The following is a 17,787-nucleotide window of genomic DNA, read 5'->3' as shown; positions in this document are numbered from 1 at the left end:
TATGCACTAAGACATAAAAAGATGAAAAATATCAAAACTATTCTAGTATTACTGATTACTACGCTGATTTTCCAGTCTTGTAACGATGACTTTCTAGACAGAGAGCCTTTGGATGCAATTTCGGATGCCAATTTTTGGCAAAATGAGGAACAGTTGCTGTTGGCAGTCAATGGTACCTATGCCTACGTTAAAGGGAAAAATACCGTGGACATGGAAAATATGGGAGACAACACAGTATGGCCTACACAGACTTCCTATCGGCTGATTTCCAGCGGAAATTATAACAATGATCTGGGAACTCTCAATACCGAATGGACGGAAGCCTATGCGGGAATTAGAAGATGTAACCATTTTCTTGAAAACTATGACAAAGCGGAAATGACAAATGAGGAACTCAAAGACAGATATGCAGGTGAGGTCAGGTTTATACGTGCCTACTTATACAGTTATCTGACCTTTTTGTTCGGAGATGTGCCCCATGTGACCCAAGCACTGAATGTGGGAGACCCGGAAATTTACGGGGAACGGAATTCCAGAGAAGAAATTGTAGAATGGATTTTGGCAGAACTTACCGCGGTAGCCGAAGATCTTCCGGAAAGTTATTCTTCCTCGGATTATGGAAGAATTACCAAAGGCACAGCGTTGGGATGGAAGTCCAGGGTAGCCTTGTTTTATCAGAAGTTTGATGTGGCGGAAGCTGCTGCCAAAGAAGTAATGGATCTAGGGGTGTACCAGCTTTATCCTGATTATTATGAACTTTTTACGATTGAAAGTGATGCATCCAAATCCCCATCAAATAGGGAAACCATGTTTACCAGGATTTATACGACCGATATCAGCATGCATAACCTGAGCCGGGAAATTCAGGTTCCTGATCAGTCAGCTAGATGGAATCCTACTAAATCTCTGGTAGATGCTTATTTGTGCGTGGACGGTAAAACAATTCAGGACTCCCCATTATATGATGAATCCACTTATGACAGCCTTTTTGAACACAGGGATCCAAGGATGAAAATGACCATTCTTTCACCTGGTAGTCCTTGGGGGGGCAGGGAGGATGGGAATCCTGAGAATACAGATAATTCTGTCTTTACCGCTCCAAAGTTTAACCAAAACAGACTGGGGTCTGTCACTCCTACTGGGTATTATTTCACTAAATACTGTGACCTGGATGCTGTACCAACTTACAATCGGGATGAAAATGATATCATTATCATGAGGTATGCTGAAATATTGCTCAACTACGCTGAAGCAAGACTGGAGCAGGGAACTCTTACACAGGAGGACTTGGATAATACAATTAACCTGTTGAGAGAAAGAGTAAATATGCATCCCATGATTATTTCTGAACTACAGGAATGGGGAATGGATCTCAGGGAGGAGATCAGAAGGGAAAGACGGGTAGAATTGGTGCTGGAAGGCCAACGGTATTTTGATATTCTCAGATGGAAAAGGGGCGACCTGCTTGCAAGAGATGTAAAGGGGATTAAAAAGGATTTTATCATTCGCCAGGGAGATGTAGAAAATGTTCCTACCGATGAGGAGGGGTACATTGTGTTTTTAACCGGTAATACCTTTGATGAGTCCAAACATTATCTGTGGCCGGTTCCATTGGCCCAGCGGGATCTCAATCCCAATCTTTCGCAAAATCCTAACTGGTAAATTAACCTTGTCCTGGCCCTATAGGGGCCAGGCTTTTCCCTAGAATCAGCCATGCATAAATTTCTATTACTTCTTAGTTTGTTTTTCGGCATTTCTTCCTGCGCCAATTCGGAAGAACCTACTAAACCTGTCCTTCAATATCCAGTTGCTTTGGAGGGCAGGCCAATCAAAGTCCTTTCATACAACATCCATCACTGTAATCCACCTTCTCGACCTGATTTTATAGATCTTGAAGCAATTTCCCGGGTAATAGTGGAGAGCGGAGCCGAAATTGTAGGCCTTCAGGAAGTGGATGTGTTTACTTCCAGGTCTGGATCTGATTTGGATATGGCTAAGGAACTTGCCGAAATGAGTGGAATGCCTTTTTACTATTTTAGCAAAGGCATAGATTATAAAGGAGGTGAATATGGTACTGCCATACTTTCAAAATTTCCGCTTTCGGAGACAGCGACAATTTTGCTTCCTGCCGAGGAAGGTACAGAACAACGGACTATATCCATAGCCACGGTTTCTTTGGAGGATGGTACAAGTTATAAGTTTGCCAATACACATCTGGATTATAGCAGCGCAAGTAAGGCACTTTCACAAGCAGAAAGAATAGTTGATTATTTTGAAGGGGAGAAGAGCCCGTTGATTTTGGTAGGGGATTTTAATTCTACTCCGAATAGTACCCCAATCCTAAAACTGGATGGTAGGTTTACCAGGACTTGTAAAAATGATTGCGCACCTACCATTCCTGTTATTAATCCTAATAAGACTATTGATTTTATCATGTTCAGTAGTGAAAAGGACTTTAAGGTGGAAAGCCATCGGGTGATTCAGGAGACTTATGCCTCTGATCATTTGCCGGTAGTCGCAGAGCTTATTCTCCTAAAATAGGTGTGAAAAATAAAATCATACATTAAAAGTGTTTTAAGAGTGGAGGAGATATCCGACCTATGATACTATAGGAGCATGCTGATAAACGCCAGTAATAGATCAAAAGCGAAAATTTTGAATGATTAGTTTATTTTTCATGCAAACGGTTTTTCTGCAAGTGCATGTTCAATGACGACAATAGGTCTTTATCAAGCCAAACTTGTTCGACTAGGAGAGGTACCGCTTTTTGTAATGGAAAGGTGTTAACCCCGTTACTTTTTTAAAATGCCTGTAAAAATTTGAAACGTTATTAAAACCGCACTCATAACATATTACTTCTATGGGTAACTGATCTTCGACCAACGCTCTACAAACATTCGAAATACGGATTTCAATTAGGAATTCAAAAAAGGTTTTATTCGTCATTTGTTTAAAATATCTGGCAAAACTCGTGACACTGAGGTTGGCAATGGAAGATATCTTCTCTAAACTGATATCATCACGATAATGGGCTAAAACATAGGTGTAAATTTTCTCAAGCCGCCGCATTTCTGAGATATTGGCTAAATGGCTGTTGGCATATCCGGGTGATATGGTCTCATATTCAGTGGTCGAACCCAGGATTTGTAGAATTTCCAAAAAATGGATTAGTCGCTCCAGATTTGTGGTATTGACTGTTTGGTGTAAGAGTATTCCAATTTTCTCTTTGGTTTCACCATGAATGATCATCCCTTTTTTAGCATTTTCATAAAGAGAGGAAATACCTTGGGTTTCGGGTAATTCAAGGAAATCCTTTCCAAAACAAGTGGGCAAAAACTGAAGCACAAAAGCCTCGACTTCCTGCTCGGGATTTCCCTCAAAATACTTTTCCGAACAGCGCCAGGTATGGGGCAGGTTTTCTCCCAAGAGGATCAAGTCCCCACCGCTGAAGCTGCTTACCGTATCACCTATATACTGTGTGCCTTCACCCTGTATAATATAATGCAATTCCAATTCAGGATGAAAATGCCAGAGGGTTCCGAAATTCGGTCTTTTGTCATACCTGATGGTAAAAGAAGTGTCCGATGTACTGGGTACTTTATGAAAGTGTGGTCTCATTGAGATTGGCTTATCCTTTATTTTGTTATACCTGCCTTCCACAGGTCTGGCGTACCTAGACTTTTTCAGCAGTGCCTAACTAAGTATGGGGTTCGAAATTTAATTTTGGGTGAAGTCGATGTAGTTACCCGATTTCATTATAAGTAATGATAAGATAGTATAATTTTTTGGCAAAATGTGATAATTCGTCACTTAGGTTTTCTCTCATATTTGTAAAGTTCATTCAGTAAACCAGAGAGAAAAAGATGTCCAACATGGTCAGGCTTTTTTCCAGATATTCATTTAAACCTTTCAACATTTTTAAATCATAATTTATGATATCATTTTCATCAGATACCTCCCCCTTGCGTGGAATTATCCCTCCCATGGTTACCCCTCTTAATTCTGATAGCTCACTGGATGCTACAAGTCTGAAAAAGCTGATTGAGCACCTAATAGAAGGAGGGGTTCACGGGGTTTTTATTCTGGGCACCACAGGGGAGTTTTCCGGATTAAGTTACCAGACCAAAAAGGAGCTTATCTCCAAGACATGCCAACAGATCCGGGGCAGGGTCCCGGTTTTGGTGGGTGTTACCGATGTGTCTCTGGAGGAAAGTATCATGCTGGCCGATTTTGCCAAAGCTGCCGGTGCCTATGCGGTAGTCGCCGCGCCCCCGTTTTACAACAACATCGACCAGGAAGAGTTGACACGCTATTACATGCAATTGGCAGACCGGATCAGATTGCCTCTTTTTCTTTATAATATGCCGTCCCATACCAAGCTGACCATCGATGTGGATACGGTTATTACACTTTCTACCCATGACCGTATAGTTGGATTGAAAGACAGTTCTGCAAATGCCGTATATTTTCAGTCCCTGTGCCATGCCTTTAGAGATCGGCCTGATTTTGTACTGATGGTAGGGCCAGAGGAAATGATGGCCGGAGCAGTGCTGATGGGAGGGGCTGGCGGAGTATGCGGCGGAGCCAATCTTTTCCCAAAACTCTATGTGGAACTTTATGAAGCTGCCATGGCCAGAGATTTTGAAAAGGTGAAAATCTATCAGCACATGGTCATGGAGATAAGCAGAAATATTTATCAAATTGGCCAATACAAGTCAAGTTACATGAAGGGGCTGAAAACTTCACTTGCCTTTCTTGGATTATGCCAGCCACAGTTTGCCGCTCCTTTGTGCCCGTTTTCAGTAGAGGAAGAGATGCAACTTCGATCACGTTTTGAGATTATTTCGGCTTCTTTACACGCTCAGCTTAATTAATTCAGGCATGCTCACAAAAAAAGATGAGGCTCCAAAACCCATACTATCCCATATCTAATGGATTTACCCTTAGTTGACTTACTTGTTTTTCTGGTTTACATGGCAGCCATCGTGCTGTTTGGAGTCTCTTTTTCATTTAGGAAAAGAACATCCTTGGAATACACCACCGGAGGGGGTAGGCTTCCAAGCTGGGCAATAGGCATGTCCATCTTTGCCACCTTTGTCAGCAGTATCAGTTTTCTGGCACTGCCCGGAAATGCTTATTTATCAAATTGGAACGGGTTGGTGTTTAGTCTTTCCATCCCTTTGGCCGCATGGGTAGCTGTTAAATATTTTGTGCCTTTATACCGGGATTTACAGAGCGAATCTGCCTATTATTACTTGGAAACCCGCTTTGGTTCCTGGGCCAGAACCTACGCGTCTATCTTTTACCTATTGACCCAACTGGCAAGAATGGGCGCGATTATGTACCTCTTAGCCTTGCCTATGAATGCCTTATTCGGATGGAGTATTCCTTTGATTATCATCTGTACAGGAGTAAGTGTGATCATATATGCGATGTTGGGTGGGATAGAAGCAGTAATCTGGACTGATGCCATCCAGGGAATCGTATTGATAGGAGGGGCGCTTATATGTGTGCTGGTGATCCTGTTTTCCATGCCTAATGGTCCAGGGGAAGTCTTTACCATAGCTGCAAAAGCAGACAAATTTAGTTTGGGGAGCTTTGAGTTTAATTTTGTAGAATCTACTTTTTGGATGATTCTGGTATATGGTCTTTTTATCAATCTTCAGAATTTCGGTATTGACCAAAGCTATATACAGCGGTACATCACGGCTAAAACCGAAAAGGAAGCCAAGCGGTCCACCTGGTTCGGAAGCTTACTGTATGTTCCGGTTTCGCTTTTGTTCTTCTTTATAGGCACAGCGCTTTTTTCCTATTATCAGGCATTTCCGGATCTGCTTCCTGAAAACCTTAGAGCCGCGGAGAATGCGGATAAAGTTTTCCCCCATTTTATCGTATCGGGACTGCCAACGGGACTTACAGGATTGCTGATCGCATCCATATTCGCTGCCGGGATGAGTACGGTTTCGACAAGTATCAATAGTTCCGCTACGGTTTTTCTTTCGGATCACTACCGGAAGTATATCAATAAAAGCACAAGTGAAAAGCAGTCCATGCGCGTATTGCTCATCACTTCCTTTTTGATGGGAGGATTGAGCATTCTTGTGGGATTGGCCTTTAATGGGGTTACAAGTGCCCTTGATGCCTGGTGGGCATTGTCATCGATCTTCAGTGGAGGTATTCTCGGTCTGTTTCTACTGGGATTTGTGGTCAGGAAAGCCCCTGGCAGGGCGGCGGCAGTCGGCGTTTTTTGTGGGGTTCTGGTGATCGGATGGATGAGTCTTTCTCCGGTTTTGCTGAGTGGAACGTTCTTGGACGGATTTCGGAATACCTTACATACCAACCTGACAATCGTCATGGGTACACTGACGATTTTTATTGTTGGTTTTCTGTTGACCGGCTTATTGTCAGTTCAAAACAATAGTGTAAAATGAATTTTGTGGTAGGCAAGTCCATGGCCCACCCCACCCGAATCCACGATTTGAACACAGCATTTGTTGATTTGATTACTTAGGGCGCTTTTACCTTAAGCAACTTTGTATTGTCAACCTAAATCAATACAAAATGGAAAACATGAAAGGAAAAGTAATTGCGATCACAGGTGCCAGTAGCGGTATAGGAGAAGCTATTGCCCGTCATCTAGCTGGTCTTGGGGCCAAAGTTTGCTTGGGCGCAAGAAGGGTAGATGAACTGGAAAAAATAACACATGAAATTTCAAAAAATGGGGGACAGGCTATTTATAAAAAAGTAGATGTTACCCAGTCCGATGAGGTCAAAGATTTTGTGGAATTTATTGTCGGAGAATTCAAAACAGTAGATGTGTTTATAAACAACGCCGGAGTAATGCCGCTTTCCATGATAAATGCCTACAAAATCAATGAATGGCATACAATGATCGATGTGAATATAAAGGGAGTATTGCATGGTATAGCTGCCGCCCTTCCTGTTTTCGAAGAAAAAGATAGCGGTCAGTTTATAAACATAACTTCAGTGGGAGATCGCTGGGTAGGCCCCACCTCTGCCATTTACAGTGCTACAAAGTTCGCCGTCAGGGCTATTTCGGAGGGTTTACGTCAGGAAGTAAGTGAAAATATCCGGGTAACTATTATAGCGCCGGGAGCCACTGAATCCGAATTAGCGGAAAGCATCTCTGATCCTGAATTGAAGAAATTGGCAGTGGAGAAATTCAGGATCAATTTATTACCTGCTGAAGCAATTGCCAGAGCTGTTGCTTTTGCAGTGACCCAACCCGCTGATGTGGATGTAAACGAACTGGTAGTAAGGCCAACAGCCCAAAAAGCATACTAATGATGTGTACCCGACGGATGGCAGTTTTTTTACTCGGCTTATTCACTTTGATGATTAATTCTACCATCATCAAGGCGCAGGATGTGATGCCTGAAGAGGCCAGCCTTACACCGAAAGAGTTGGTCGCCTTCTATTTTGACAGATGGAAAAATGAAGGTGCCAGCTTTTTCGATCTCTTAGAGGAAGATGCTGAATGGATTGTAGCAGGGCGATCTCCGGTATCCGGAACCTACCACGGGAAAGCCGATTTCATGGAAAATGCTGTAAAGCCTATTTTGGCACAATTGGCCACCCCGTTAAGACCGGAATTGGTAAGCCTGACAGCTGATGGACAATTTGTTTGGTTGCATTTCAATGCAAGCGCTACCACAGTAAACGGCCAGTCTTACAAGAATACCTACGTTTGGAAGATGCAACTCAAAAATGGAAAGATCATAGCAGGTGTTGCCTTTTTGGATACGTATGAATTGGCTGTATTAATGAATAAAACAAAAAAAGAAGTAACGATGGATAATACAATGCAAGAAAGTGGGAAATATATAGGGATGTGGGTGACAGAGAATGGCCATATCCGGCACGAATTATTACCTGGAAATCGCTATGACGAGGCCCGGGGTAGCCGCAAAAGTGCATATCAGGGGATATACAAGGTCACAGGCAATCATATAGATTATGTGGATGACACCGGGTTTTCCGCAGACGGTGAATTTATTGATGAAAGAACGCTGCATCACGGCGGTTATATCTTCTACAAAGTTGAGGAATAATCCAATGGCATTGATATAGGTTCGTTCATCTATAGTGTGTTGTAAAGAAGTAATAATCGTTTAATTTTAAAAAGTTCCTTTTAAATCACCGCGACCCATAATTAGAAGTAAATCATTAGGGATAAATCAGCTGAAATCAACTAAGTTAACTTATGGAGAAAACATTTCGATTGCACTCATTGTCCGAATTTCATTCTCTTTGTGATCTTCCGCAACCTGAGCACCCGCTCATCAGTCTGATTGATTACAGTAAGGTGGACTATCCATTTGAAGAGAATCAGATAAGCTGGATCCAGGATTTCTATTCCATTGGGCTAAAGCGAAATGTCAGTGCTAAATTTAACTACGGGCAGCAAGTGTATGACTTCAATAAGGGGGTGCTTAGTTTTATTTCAGCGCTGCAGTATCTGAAAATTGAAATCAATCAAGAAGCAAAAGTAGAGCCCAGTGGCTGGCTGTTGCTTATACATCCTGATTTCCTGTGGAATACGCCTTTGGCTAAAAGAATCCAGTCATTTGACTTCTTTGGTTATGCGGCCAATGAAGCGCTTTTTCTTTCTGAAAAGGAAGAAAAGGTGATTGAGCAAATTTTGCTGACTATAGAAGCTGAGTATCAATCCAATATTGACAAGTTCAGCCAGGAGCTTATTATAAACCAGATTGAACAGCTTCTGATTTATGCGGAACGGTATTATGAAAGACAATTTTTCACCCGCAAAAAAACTAATTATGAATTGTTGGAGAAATTTGAATCTATCCTGACTTCTTATTTTGTTAAGAAGGAGGGACTTGAAAAAGGATTGCCTACAGTAACTGCTGTTGCTGAAGCATTAAATATTTCACCTAACTATCTAGGAAGTCTATTGCGGATACATACACGTCAAAATGCCCAGCAGCATATCCAAAGCAAAATGATTAACTTTGCTAAGGAACGCCTAAGCAATACTACTATGACTGTCAGTGAAATTGCGTATGAACTGGGCTTTGAATATCCTCAATCGTTTAGCAAACTTTTTAAACAGAAAACAGATAAAACCCCTCTGGAATTTAGAAAAGCTTTTAATTGATGATAATTACATTTTAGTGGTTTGCTGTTGTGACCGGGGAACGGATAATGTTTATTTCCTGACGAAAAACATTTGATTCCTGACGGAAAGTAACCAGCAGATTGAGGAGAAGAAAAGGCAGTTTATTTTGGCTTGATGAAACGTATCTTTCCTGCCGAAGTCATCGAGTTTTCCCTTGAAGGCCATTTTCATCGGCACCATTCGAGAACCTCGATCATCTATCAGTTGGTGATTTCATCTTTGGTTATAGGTTTCGTCTCACTGTTTTTTATCAGGGTGACCGTTTCCGTGAATGGAATAGGGATACTCAGGCCTGCCAGTGAGCGAAATACGGTCAAGTCACCTGTTAATGGAAGGATTGATGAGGTATTTGTCCAGGAAAACCAGTTTGTGAAGGCAGGGACGGTATTGTTTACGCTCCAGGCAGACCTGCTGGAAAGACAGGATGGCTATGTAGAGGAAAAGCAGCGTGAGCTTGGAAAGCGGATAGAGGATCTCAATCGGCTGACCGGGATACCGAGAGAGGAGCTTCCCACACTGCCTCTGACCACTCCACTTTATATGCAACAGTACAACCTGTACCGACAGCAATTGGAAGAGGCTGAATTGGCCTTGACCCAAGCGCAGGTCCAGTACGATCGGCAGAAGAAGCTGCACCAGAATAAAGTGATCCCGGATATGGAGTTTGAAAAGGATGTGTTCGAATTGGAGAAAGCGGAGTCGCAGTTGCGGATTCTGCATGACAGGCAAGTGAGCCAATGGCAAACAGAGCTCAATAGACTGCTGTTGGAATCGGCTGAGCTGACTGCCCAAAAACAACAGTTGGACAAAGAACGGGAACTTTACACCGTGGAGGCTCCGATGGACGGCACCATCCAGCAGTTCAATGGCGCTCAGCCGGGCAGTTTCATGGCTTTGGGAGAGACCCTGGCGGAAATCTCACCCGATTCAGATCTCATCGCTGAGGTACAGGTATTCCCTAGGGATATTGGCTTGCTGCGTACCGGGATGCCGGTCCTGTTTCAGATAGATGCGTTCAACTACAACCAGTGGGGTATGGTAAAGGGGCGTGTCCTGGACATTTCTGATGATGTAGTGATGGGGCAGAACAACACTTTTTTCTTCCTGGTGAAATGTGAGCTTGACCGGCACAAGTTGACCTTGGCCAATGGCTACGAAGGCAAACTCAAGAAGGGGATGGGCTTTCAGGCACGTTTCCAGTTGGCCGAGCGGACGCTGTCCCAGCTTTTGTACGATAAGGCCGATGACTGGCTAAATCCAAATCTATAGCTTCACCCGATGTCTAAAATAAAAGTAAAGCAACATGATATGACCGATTGCGGGGCAGCTTGCCTGGTTTCGGTTGCCAACTATTTTAGGCTGAACCTGCCTATAGCCCTTGTCCGCCAATATGCATCGACAGACAAAAAAGGGACAAATGTGCTGGGACTGATTGAGGCGGCGGAGAAGCTGGGGTTTGTGGCCAAGGGAGTGAAATGCCCCTGGGACACCCTGTCTCAAGTCCCACTGCCGGCCATTGCCCATCTCGTGGTGGGAGAAGGTCTGCATCACTTCGTGGTGCTATATCGGGTCACCAAGAGAACCGTTCACGTGATGGATCCGGCGGATGGGCGATTCCATAAATTGTCCTATGCTGACTTCAAAACCAAATGGACTGGAGTACTGCTGTTATTGGCACCTGGAAAAGAGTTTAAGCAGAGAAGTGAAAAAGTGTCCGTTGTACAGCGGCTGGGCTTCCTTTTGCGCCCGCATCGTAGTGTATTGGCACAGGTGCTGGTAGGAGCGGCCTTCTATACGGTTTTGGGACTGGCTACCTCCATTTTCTTACAGAAGATAGTGGATCAGGTGCTCCCAAATGCTAACCGCAACCTGTTGAACCTAATGGGAGTGGTGATGGTCGCGCTGCTGTTGGTACAAACTTTTATCAATCACGCCAAAACACTGCTTACCATCAAGACAGGGCAGTATATTGATGCCCAGCTTATTTTGGGTTACTATAAGCACCTGCTCCGGTTGCCCCAGCGCTTTTTTGACACAATGCGCACCGGCGAAATCATCTCCCGGATCAATGATGCGGTGAAAATAAGGGCTTTTATCAATGATGTACTGATCACCTTTGCAGTGAACTGCTTCATTGTTGTTTTTTCTTTTGCTCTTATGTTCAGCTATTACTGGAAACTGGCTCTGGTCATGTTGTTGGTGGTGCCCATGTATGCGTTGATATATGTGATCTCCAATAGGGTCAACAGGAAGACCCAACGCAAGGTAATGGAGCATTCGGCCGAGCTGGAATCCCAACTCGTGGAATCGGTAAATGCCGTCGGAACAGTGAAGCGGTTTGGCCTGGAAGAGTATGCGAACCTGAAAACCGAAAATCGGTTTATCCGTTTCCTGGGCACCATGTACCGTTCTTCGGTAAACGCACTCTGGATCGGCAATTCAGACCAATTTACTTCGGGGCTGCTCACGATAGTGTTGTTGTGGGTAGGAGCGGGCTTTGTGCTGGATACTCTGATTACCCCAGGAGAGTTGTTGTCCTTTTATGCGATCATCGGCTATTTTACCGCGCCGGTCAGTAGTCTGATCGGGATGAACCGTACCATCCAGGACGCACTGATCGCCGCCGACCGCTTGTTTGAGATCATGGATCTGGAGCAGGAAGAGTCCGGGGAAAAAGCAGAACTGCTGCCTGAAATGGTGGGAGACATCCGTTTCAAAGGGGTGCATTTTCGTTACGGGTCTGGAAGAAAGATTTTTGAGAACCTGAATCTGCTTATTCCCAAAGGAAGGGTCACGGCAGTGGTTGGGGAAAGCGGTTCGGGGAAGACCACGCTACTGTCTATTTTGCAGGGGATCTACCCGATAAAGGAGGGAAGTATCACGATCGGGGATTTTGATATACGTTATCTCGGTCACGAAAGCCTGCGCCGTGTGGTGAGTGTGGTGCCCCAGCAGATTGACCTGTTTGCGGGAAATGTTATCGATAATGTTGCTGTGGGGGACTTTGATCCTGATATGAGCCGGTTGATGCAGGTGTGTACCAGTCTGGGAATGATGGAGTTTATCGAAAAACTTCCTGCTGGTTTCCATACCTACATCGGTGAAAATGGTGCCACATTGTCCGGTGGCCAGAGACAACGCTTGGCTATCGCAAGGGCCTTGTACCGAAACCCGGAAATACTGATCCTGGATGAGGCTACTTCATCTCTCGACCCGGTTTCCGAACAATACATCCATCAAACTTTGATAGGTATGCGTGAGCAAGGGAAGACAATCATACTTATAGCCCACAGACTCGGGACCGTGGCACAGGCTGACCAAATCCTGGTGATGCAGTCGGGGACTGTTGTGGAGGAAGGTAGCCATCTTGAGTTGATGGAAAGAAAAGGGGCTTATCATCGGTTGTGGCGTCAGCAGATCCCCGCTTTTTTTGAGTCAAGTATGATCAATTCAAATAAGTGAGTAGGGTTTTCCTGTTGCCGTGCCTTTGGTTTGTTTTCCAGATGCTACTCTGCAACAAGCCGAAGGTACACATACCGGAAGTTATTCCTAAGCGGTGATGCCGAATGCCATCGGGAACATGATGAAACGAGTTGGAACGCATACAAACCCATTGGGATCGCTTTCTGGTTTTGTTGCCACGTTTCTGAACTGTGTCTTGAGATGAGGTCTGCGCATTATTAACTTAGGTTCGTTGTACAACAAGAACAAGTTTGAGTTTTTATTCACGTATCAAAATCAGAAAATCATGAATTTAGAACAATTGAATGTAGTGTCCCTCAGCTCAGAGGAAATGGTTGAAACAACCGGAGGATATTGTGGTCCTTATCCGTCGCAAGACCCAGATGCTTATGACTGCTATTGTTATAATGTATATGTTTACAAAGATATAACTCCTTGTTAAATAAGGGTATAACGTGTAGATGCTATTCTCTAAGTTCGGAAGTCCCTCTTTTTTTAAACGCATACAAACCTAGAGAGGTCGCTTATTGGGTTAGCCGGCACGTTTCTGCATTGTGCCTTGAAGTGAGGCCTATGCTTTGCTACCTTAGATTCGTTGTACAACAGTAACAAGTTTTATTTATCTATTCACATATTAAAATCAGAAAATCATGAATTTAGAACAGTTGAATGTAATGGAGCTTAGCTCTGAGGAAATGGTTGAAACAACCGGAGGAAAGGCAGAGCCGGTACGGAACTTTGCTTTCCTTAACATGGCATGGACTGATGCAATGGTATATTGGGATCTTGACTATTAATTATAATCCTAATGTTTTAGTAAGATTATATGGTGCCGGTATTGATGGCTCCCTATTCTAATAAGTTTTAGTTATTATTCACGTATTAAAACCAGAAAATCATGAATTTAGAACAGTTGAATGTAGTGGAGCTTAGCTCTGAGGAAATGGTTGAAACAACCGGCGGACGTTACATCATGCCCATCACTGACAAAGATGTTTGGGACGAAGTCTTTGTGGTGAGAAATCCGCTTTTTTACTAACGTCTCGGCATTATGATTCAGGTGCGGGTATTGCCCGCACTTTTTTCAAATGCTTTTTATTACAAGTTGTTTTGCCAGGTCATGTAAGAATACGCTGATGCATATAAGCAAGAGAGTTCAGCTTATATGCCCAAAACTACTTTTTTTCACCATTGATGAAAATGATTGCTGCTCCAAGTAGGATTTAGCCTTTGTTGAAGTTGGCAATCCATTGGCCTTCTCCCCATTTTAATCAGCTCCAACAAACTCCCTGAAATTTTCTTTTGAAATGACCTTGCTATCTGCCTCGTAAGTTTCTACAAAACTAGACGGAATCTTGACCTTTGCGTTTGGGTTCCATTTGAATTCAAAGCCTGTTATTTTTCCGTCCGATTCTTCTACATAGTCAATTTCCTGTTGTTGCTTGGTTCTCCAAAAATAAGAATTGCAGTGTTTTTTGTAGTAATGATTTCGCTTGTGTCTTTCAGACATCAAAAAATTTTCCCACAATGCCCCTGCATCGTTTCGTAGTGCAATAGGATTGAAATTCTGGATAATGGCATTGCGGATACCATTGTCATAAAAATAAATTTTCCGGTTGGTTTTGATCTCGTTGCGAAGATTGCGACTGAATGAAGTCAGCGGATAAACAATGAACGAAAGTTCCAATAAATGAATATAGTTCGAAACAGTGTTTTTGTCAACTCCCGTTAGCTGTGCTATTTCGTTATAACTGACTTCGCTCCCCAGTTGAAAGGCCAAAGCCCTGAGAATTTTTTCAAGAACTTCGGGTTTCTTAATATTTGCGAATGAGAGAATATCTCTGAACAAGTAACTTTCGGCAATCTCGTTCAAGATGTTCCGTTCCTCCCCTCTGTTATTAACGACATCGGGGTAAAATCCATAAATCAGGCGATTCTCCAAATCTCTGACGGCATCTAAATACTGAGTCGATTTTTCGTATTCCGCATAGGATAGTGGATATAGAAAATACTCGAACTTTCTTCCCGTAAGCGGTTCGTTGGTACGGTTTCGAAGTTCGAAAGCAGATGAACCACTTATGATCAACTGCACGTTTTTAAATTGGTCGTGAATGATTTTTGCGGTAATCCCGATATTCTCAATCCGCTGTGCCTCGTCTATAAAAACTATTTCGGAAATTCCGATAATGGTCTCAATTTCTTTGGTGTTCGGGTTAGTTAGTCGTTGCCTAACCAAAGGGTCATCTCCATCAAGAAACAAAAAATCCTTTCCCAGCAATACCTCTCGGATAAGTGTTGTTTTCCCGACCTGTCTTGCACCAATAAGCACAATGGTTTTTCCCTTGAACAGCTTACTGGAAATCTTGTTTTTAAGATCCCTTTCGATCATAACCATTTTTTGTATTCACCAAAAGTAATGCTTTTTAGTGAATTAACTCACCAAAAGTAATGCTTTTTGGTGAATTATAATTAAATAGGGCTTGCTGAAAAAGTCTCAGCTATGCCAGCTTCAAGGCGGCCGAGTGAAGATGTATGCTTATACTTCGAATGAGGCCAACACAGAAGATGGTATGGCTGAGGCTAGCCTGAAAATTCCGGTTTTTGTCTTTTTTGGGTGCATGGGTATAGACCTATTGTAGTAAAAAAGCTTGCACTTGCTGAAAAACCTTTCGGATGAAAAATGGGCTAATCAGTCATAATGATAGCCTTTAATCTTTTTTGGCGTTTTTCAGCACGCCCTAAATAGGGGTTTAGAGCGCCTAAATTCTCAGCTCATTTTCTTACACAGGCTCTCCTGGTACCTTTTCGGAGAAAGTCCTATTTAACGTTTAAAGGTCTTGGGAAATTTTCAAACTCAAAGTCTATCTGCATACCTTCCCCGGCCACTAAAGCGTTTATGTTTTCGCCGTTTTTCCAATAGTGGATTTTATTGGGGAAATCCAAGGTGTCGTGGGTAAAGGTGAACGTATCCTTTTTTAGTTCAGCCAAAGAAAAGGAGATAAATGTGGCTTCATCCGGTGTTTTTACCAGCAAATTCCATTGACCGTCTTGCTGGACGATCTTCATACTTTCCTGGTTGATCGTGTCTCCATCTTGCATGGTAAATCCGATCCCCGAATATTCTGTCGCACTTATTTTATCCCAGTTTTCAAAGGTTTCCATACCGGCTTCCTCGTTCAGACGTTTCCATTTTCCAGTAAGCCAGTCAAAATTTTCTGCCATTTCCTTATGGGTAAGGTTGGCTGCGTTTTCGTTAGATCCATCTTGGGATTTTTCTTTCTGGTCACAGGCGGTAGCCAATACAATTGCAGTGAGTAAAATGGTGGTTTTTTTCATAATGTTGGCTTTTTTATATACATCATTTAGTTAGCTATTGATCCTTCATTTTCAAATCTTTTTAGTCTCCCAAATCATCAATAAAGAATTCCATACAGAGAAGAAATATAATTACAAATCCATTCTTTTACCAGCCCTGGGCTATAAGACACACTGTTGTCTGCTCTCTTTTCCACTGACGATATCCAGCGTATCGTTTACAAAATCGGTTTTCCCAAGTACATAAGAACCTCTGCCTTTATTTCGGTAAAGAAATTGGGTTTGTCCAATATCCTTCGTAACGCTTTTAAATCCGTCTATAACGTTTTAGTATTCGTATCGGTCCTTATGGATTCTAATGCTTTTCTTACGAATGTGAATTCTGTCATTCTAAGTGCTTTTGGGGTGTAACTGCATAAATTGATCTTCCTGCCAGAACCGGACACATTTCTGAGACCAAGGCAAATGGTAAATTGATATGGCTCCGGAAAACTATGGGAGGATTTTCTAAAATGACCGAGTCAAGGCAAATGATCCGTGCCGAAATAGCTGCGGGGAAGTCCTTGGGACATGTGGACAGAAAGCAGCGGCAAGGGAGAAGATGGAAATCCCTTGATGTAGGTGTTGTAATGAGGCATCGTGATTTATCACCGTAAATACGGTTTGCTGTATTCCCATTGATGTCAGCATAGGTAGAATTTGTCGTGGCCTTTGAAAACACACCTTTGTGTCATGGATAAGCGTCCCGTACGAAAGTAGCTCCACAAGAGAATAGATCGATTGGCATAATTGACAGGGAGAGATTCATTTTATTTATCCGCACCTACACCTATGGATTAAAACTTGACGGATATCTATCTATGGTTTGTCATCAGCTAGGTATATGTTAATTTGTCTTGCAATTTAAATCGATTTGAAAATGATATTTTTTCTACGGCACCCGGAGTACAAATCTCAATACTGCCCCAAAGAAGCCACATTCAAAGTCAATAAAAGAAGAGATTCTTCTATGCTAGAAAAGAACAACAACTTTCAAGTAAGCAAAAGATGATCAGAACACTTATAATCGAAGACGAACCGGCTATCAGAAAAGAGATTGAATGGTTGATAGGCAAGGAGGAGGACTTGGAGTTGTGCGGTTCTGCTGCTAACGTTGCAACAGCTTTGGAATTGATCACTAGAGCAAATCCTGAATTGGTTTTGATGGATATCCAATTGACAGACGGAACGGCTTTTGATGTTCTTGGGAAAATGGAAAGAATACCTTTTCATATTGTTTTCATCACGGCCTACGATCATTATGCCATCAAGGCCATCAAGTACGGGGCGTTGGATTATTTGCTGAAACCTCTGGACGAAACAGAATTGCAGGCAGCGTTGGGAAAAGCCAGAAGAGAACATTTGGACGAAACCATACAACAACAGCAGGTGAAAATAGCCCGGTCCCAATTGGAAAAGAATGAGCTAGACCTGAAAGACCAGATTGTACTGCATACGATGGAATACCTTCAGCTGCTGCAGCTCAAGGAAATCATCTATTGTAAAAGTGAGGGGAGTTACACCACATTCATACTGACGGACAAGCGGGAAATCATGGTTTCCAAACCCTTGAAACACTACCATGAGCTGTTGCCCGAAAAGTGGTTTTTGCGCCCTCACCAGTCTTATTTGATCAATACCCTTTATATTGACAGGTATGTAAAAACAGGCTATATCCTCCTGAAAGATAAAACCTCGATTCCTGTGTCGGTCCGTAAGAAAGAAGTGGTATTGCAGAAACTGATGAATGGGTGATCCAAAGATCATTCGTCTCCATACAAAGCCCGGAGGTATGAAATGAGTTTTATAAA

General features: G+C 42.8%; 16 protein-coding genes. 13 read left to right on the top strand and 3 right to left on the bottom strand.

The window, feature by feature from the left end; translation table 11 throughout:
- The first annotated feature begins 21 nt into the window (after window positions 1-21).
- The gene (locus LZF95_RS11075) at window positions 22-1,662 is read left to right on the top strand and encodes a RagB/SusD family nutrient uptake outer membrane protein (RefSeq protein WP_233755063.1); all 1,641 of its coding nucleotides are present in this window, start codon (window positions 22-24) and stop codon (window positions 1,660-1,662) included.
- Between the two features lie 51 nt (window positions 1,663-1,713).
- Window positions 1,714-2,541, top strand: a complete 828-nt coding sequence (locus LZF95_RS11070) for an endonuclease/exonuclease/phosphatase family protein (RefSeq protein WP_233755062.1) — start codon at window positions 1,714-1,716, stop codon at window positions 2,539-2,541.
- A gap of 207 nt (window positions 2,542-2,748) precedes the next feature.
- On the opposite strand, the gene LZF95_RS11065 is transcribed toward LZF95_RS11070, so the two are convergent.
- Complete coding sequence (locus LZF95_RS11065) at window positions 2,749-3,618, bottom strand: AraC family transcriptional regulator (RefSeq protein ID WP_233755061.1); 870 nt, start codon at window positions 3,616-3,618, stop codon at window positions 2,749-2,751.
- Window positions 3,619-3,932: 314 nt separating this feature from the next.
- Between LZF95_RS11065 and LZF95_RS11060 the strand changes: the two genes are divergently transcribed.
- From LZF95_RS11060 to LZF95_RS11020, 9 genes are all read left to right on the top strand, one after another.
- Window positions 3,933-4,874 carry a dihydrodipicolinate synthase family protein gene (locus tag LZF95_RS11060; RefSeq protein WP_233755060.1) on the top strand — a complete coding sequence of 314 codons (942 nt, stop codon included), beginning with the start codon at window positions 3,933-3,935 and terminating at the stop codon, window positions 4,872-4,874.
- 57 nt (window positions 4,875-4,931) lie between these two features.
- Window positions 4,932-6,431, top strand: coding sequence for a sodium:solute symporter (locus LZF95_RS11055; RefSeq protein ID WP_233755059.1), 1,500 nt, complete (start codon window positions 4,932-4,934; stop codon window positions 6,429-6,431).
- Window positions 6,432-6,561: 130 nt separating this feature from the next.
- Window positions 6,562-7,305 carry an SDR family oxidoreductase gene (locus LZF95_RS11050; RefSeq protein WP_233755058.1) on the top strand — a complete coding sequence of 248 codons (744 nt, stop codon included), beginning with the start codon at window positions 6,562-6,564 and terminating at the stop codon, window positions 7,303-7,305.
- 50 nt (window positions 7,306-7,355) lie between these two features.
- The gene (locus tag LZF95_RS11045; RefSeq protein ID WP_233755057.1) at window positions 7,356-8,072 is read left to right on the top strand and encodes an Atu4866 domain-containing protein; all 717 of its coding nucleotides are present in this window, start codon (window positions 7,356-7,358) and stop codon (window positions 8,070-8,072) included.
- Between the two features lie 152 nt (window positions 8,073-8,224).
- Window positions 8,225-9,139 carry an AraC family transcriptional regulator gene (locus LZF95_RS11040; protein WP_233755056.1) on the top strand — a complete coding sequence of 305 codons (915 nt, stop codon included), beginning with the start codon at window positions 8,225-8,227 and terminating at the stop codon, window positions 9,137-9,139.
- A gap of 135 nt (window positions 9,140-9,274) precedes the next feature.
- Complete coding sequence (locus LZF95_RS11035) at window positions 9,275-10,429, top strand: HlyD family secretion protein (protein WP_233755055.1); 1,155 nt, start codon at window positions 9,275-9,277, stop codon at window positions 10,427-10,429.
- Window positions 10,430-10,438: 9 nt separating this feature from the next.
- Window positions 10,439-12,622 (top strand): peptidase domain-containing ABC transporter, encoded by a 2,184-nt coding sequence (locus LZF95_RS11030; RefSeq protein ID WP_233755054.1) that lies wholly within the window; start codon window positions 10,439-10,441, stop codon window positions 12,620-12,622.
- Between the two features lie 650 nt (window positions 12,623-13,272).
- The gene (locus LZF95_RS11025) at window positions 13,273-13,419 is read left to right on the top strand and encodes a hypothetical protein (RefSeq protein ID WP_233755053.1); all 147 of its coding nucleotides are present in this window, start codon (window positions 13,273-13,275) and stop codon (window positions 13,417-13,419) included.
- A 101-nt stretch (window positions 13,420-13,520) separates the two neighbouring features.
- Window positions 13,521-13,661 (top strand): hypothetical protein, encoded by a 141-nt coding sequence (locus LZF95_RS11020; RefSeq protein WP_233755052.1) that lies wholly within the window; start codon window positions 13,521-13,523, stop codon window positions 13,659-13,661.
- Between the two features lie 228 nt (window positions 13,662-13,889).
- On the opposite strand, the gene LZF95_RS11015 is transcribed toward LZF95_RS11020, so the two are convergent.
- On the bottom strand, window positions 13,890-15,017 hold the full coding sequence (locus LZF95_RS11015) for an ATP-binding protein (RefSeq protein ID WP_306422316.1): 1,128 nt from the start codon (window positions 15,015-15,017) through the stop codon (window positions 13,890-13,892).
- 422 nt (window positions 15,018-15,439) lie between these two features.
- A complete protein-coding gene (locus LZF95_RS11010) occupies window positions 15,440-15,958 on the bottom strand; it encodes a DUF6265 family protein (protein ID WP_233755051.1) in 519 nt (172 codons plus the stop codon).
- A 473-nt stretch (window positions 15,959-16,431) separates the two neighbouring features.
- On the opposite strand from LZF95_RS11010, the gene LZF95_RS11005 reads away from it, so the two are divergent.
- Both LZF95_RS11005 and LZF95_RS11000 read left to right on the top strand, forming a co-directional pair.
- Entirely contained in the window at window positions 16,432-16,593 is a 162-nt protein-coding gene (locus LZF95_RS11005) for a hypothetical protein (RefSeq protein ID WP_233755050.1), read from the top strand.
- A gap of 391 nt (window positions 16,594-16,984) precedes the next feature.
- Entirely contained in the window at window positions 16,985-17,731 is a 747-nt protein-coding gene (locus tag LZF95_RS11000; protein WP_233755049.1) for a LytTR family DNA-binding domain-containing protein, read from the top strand.
- Window positions 17,732-17,787: the final 56 nt, after the last annotated feature.

It is taken from the genome of Algoriphagus sp. AGSA1 (genome assembly GCF_021390545.1).
Lineage (GTDB): Bacteria > Bacteroidota > Bacteroidia > Cytophagales > Cyclobacteriaceae > Algoriphagus.
Note: the sequence above shows the minus strand (reverse complement) of the source record. Positions and strands in the feature narration are given on the sequence as shown.

What these genes read in the sequence shown, in the direction of transcription:
- LZF95_RS11015 (WP_306422316.1), bottom strand. Translation starts at nt 15,017, where the DNA reads ATGGTTATGATCGAAAGGGATCTTAAAAACAAGATTTCCAGTAAGCTG.
- LZF95_RS11030 (WP_233755054.1), top strand. Translation starts at nt 10,439, where the DNA reads ATGTCTAAAATAAAAGTAAAGCAACATGATATGACCGATTGCGGGGCA.
- LZF95_RS11025 (WP_233755053.1), top strand. Translation starts at nt 13,273, where the DNA reads ATGAATTTAGAACAGTTGAATGTAATGGAGCTTAGCTCTGAGGAAATG.
- LZF95_RS11070 (WP_233755062.1), top strand. Translation starts at nt 1,714, where the DNA reads ATGCATAAATTTCTATTACTTCTTAGTTTGTTTTTCGGCATTTCTTCC.
- LZF95_RS11050 (WP_233755058.1), top strand. Translation starts at nt 6,562, where the DNA reads ATGGAAAACATGAAAGGAAAAGTAATTGCGATCACAGGTGCCAGTAGC.
- LZF95_RS11020 (WP_233755052.1), top strand. Translation starts at nt 13,521, where the DNA reads ATGAATTTAGAACAGTTGAATGTAGTGGAGCTTAGCTCTGAGGAAATG.
- LZF95_RS11035 (WP_233755055.1), top strand. Translation starts at nt 9,275, where the DNA reads ATGAAACGTATCTTTCCTGCCGAAGTCATCGAGTTTTCCCTTGAAGGC.
- LZF95_RS11040 (WP_233755056.1), top strand. Translation starts at nt 8,225, where the DNA reads ATGGAGAAAACATTTCGATTGCACTCATTGTCCGAATTTCATTCTCTT.
- LZF95_RS11005 (WP_233755050.1), top strand. Translation starts at nt 16,432, where the DNA reads ATGGGAGGATTTTCTAAAATGACCGAGTCAAGGCAAATGATCCGTGCC.
- LZF95_RS11045 (WP_233755057.1), top strand. Translation starts at nt 7,356, where the DNA reads ATGATTAATTCTACCATCATCAAGGCGCAGGATGTGATGCCTGAAGAG.
- LZF95_RS11075 (WP_233755063.1), top strand. Translation starts at nt 22, where the DNA reads ATGAAAAATATCAAAACTATTCTAGTATTACTGATTACTACGCTGATT.
- LZF95_RS11055 (WP_233755059.1), top strand. Translation starts at nt 4,932, where the DNA reads ATGGATTTACCCTTAGTTGACTTACTTGTTTTTCTGGTTTACATGGCA.
- LZF95_RS11000 (WP_233755049.1), top strand. Translation starts at nt 16,985, where the DNA reads ATGATCAGAACACTTATAATCGAAGACGAACCGGCTATCAGAAAAGAG.
- LZF95_RS11010 (WP_233755051.1), bottom strand. Translation starts at nt 15,958, where the DNA reads ATGAAAAAAACCACCATTTTACTCACTGCAATTGTATTGGCTACCGCC.
- LZF95_RS11065 (WP_233755061.1), bottom strand. Translation starts at nt 3,618, where the DNA reads ATGAGACCACACTTTCATAAAGTACCCAGTACATCGGACACTTCTTTT.
- LZF95_RS11060 (WP_233755060.1), top strand. Translation starts at nt 3,933, where the DNA reads ATGATATCATTTTCATCAGATACCTCCCCCTTGCGTGGAATTATCCCT.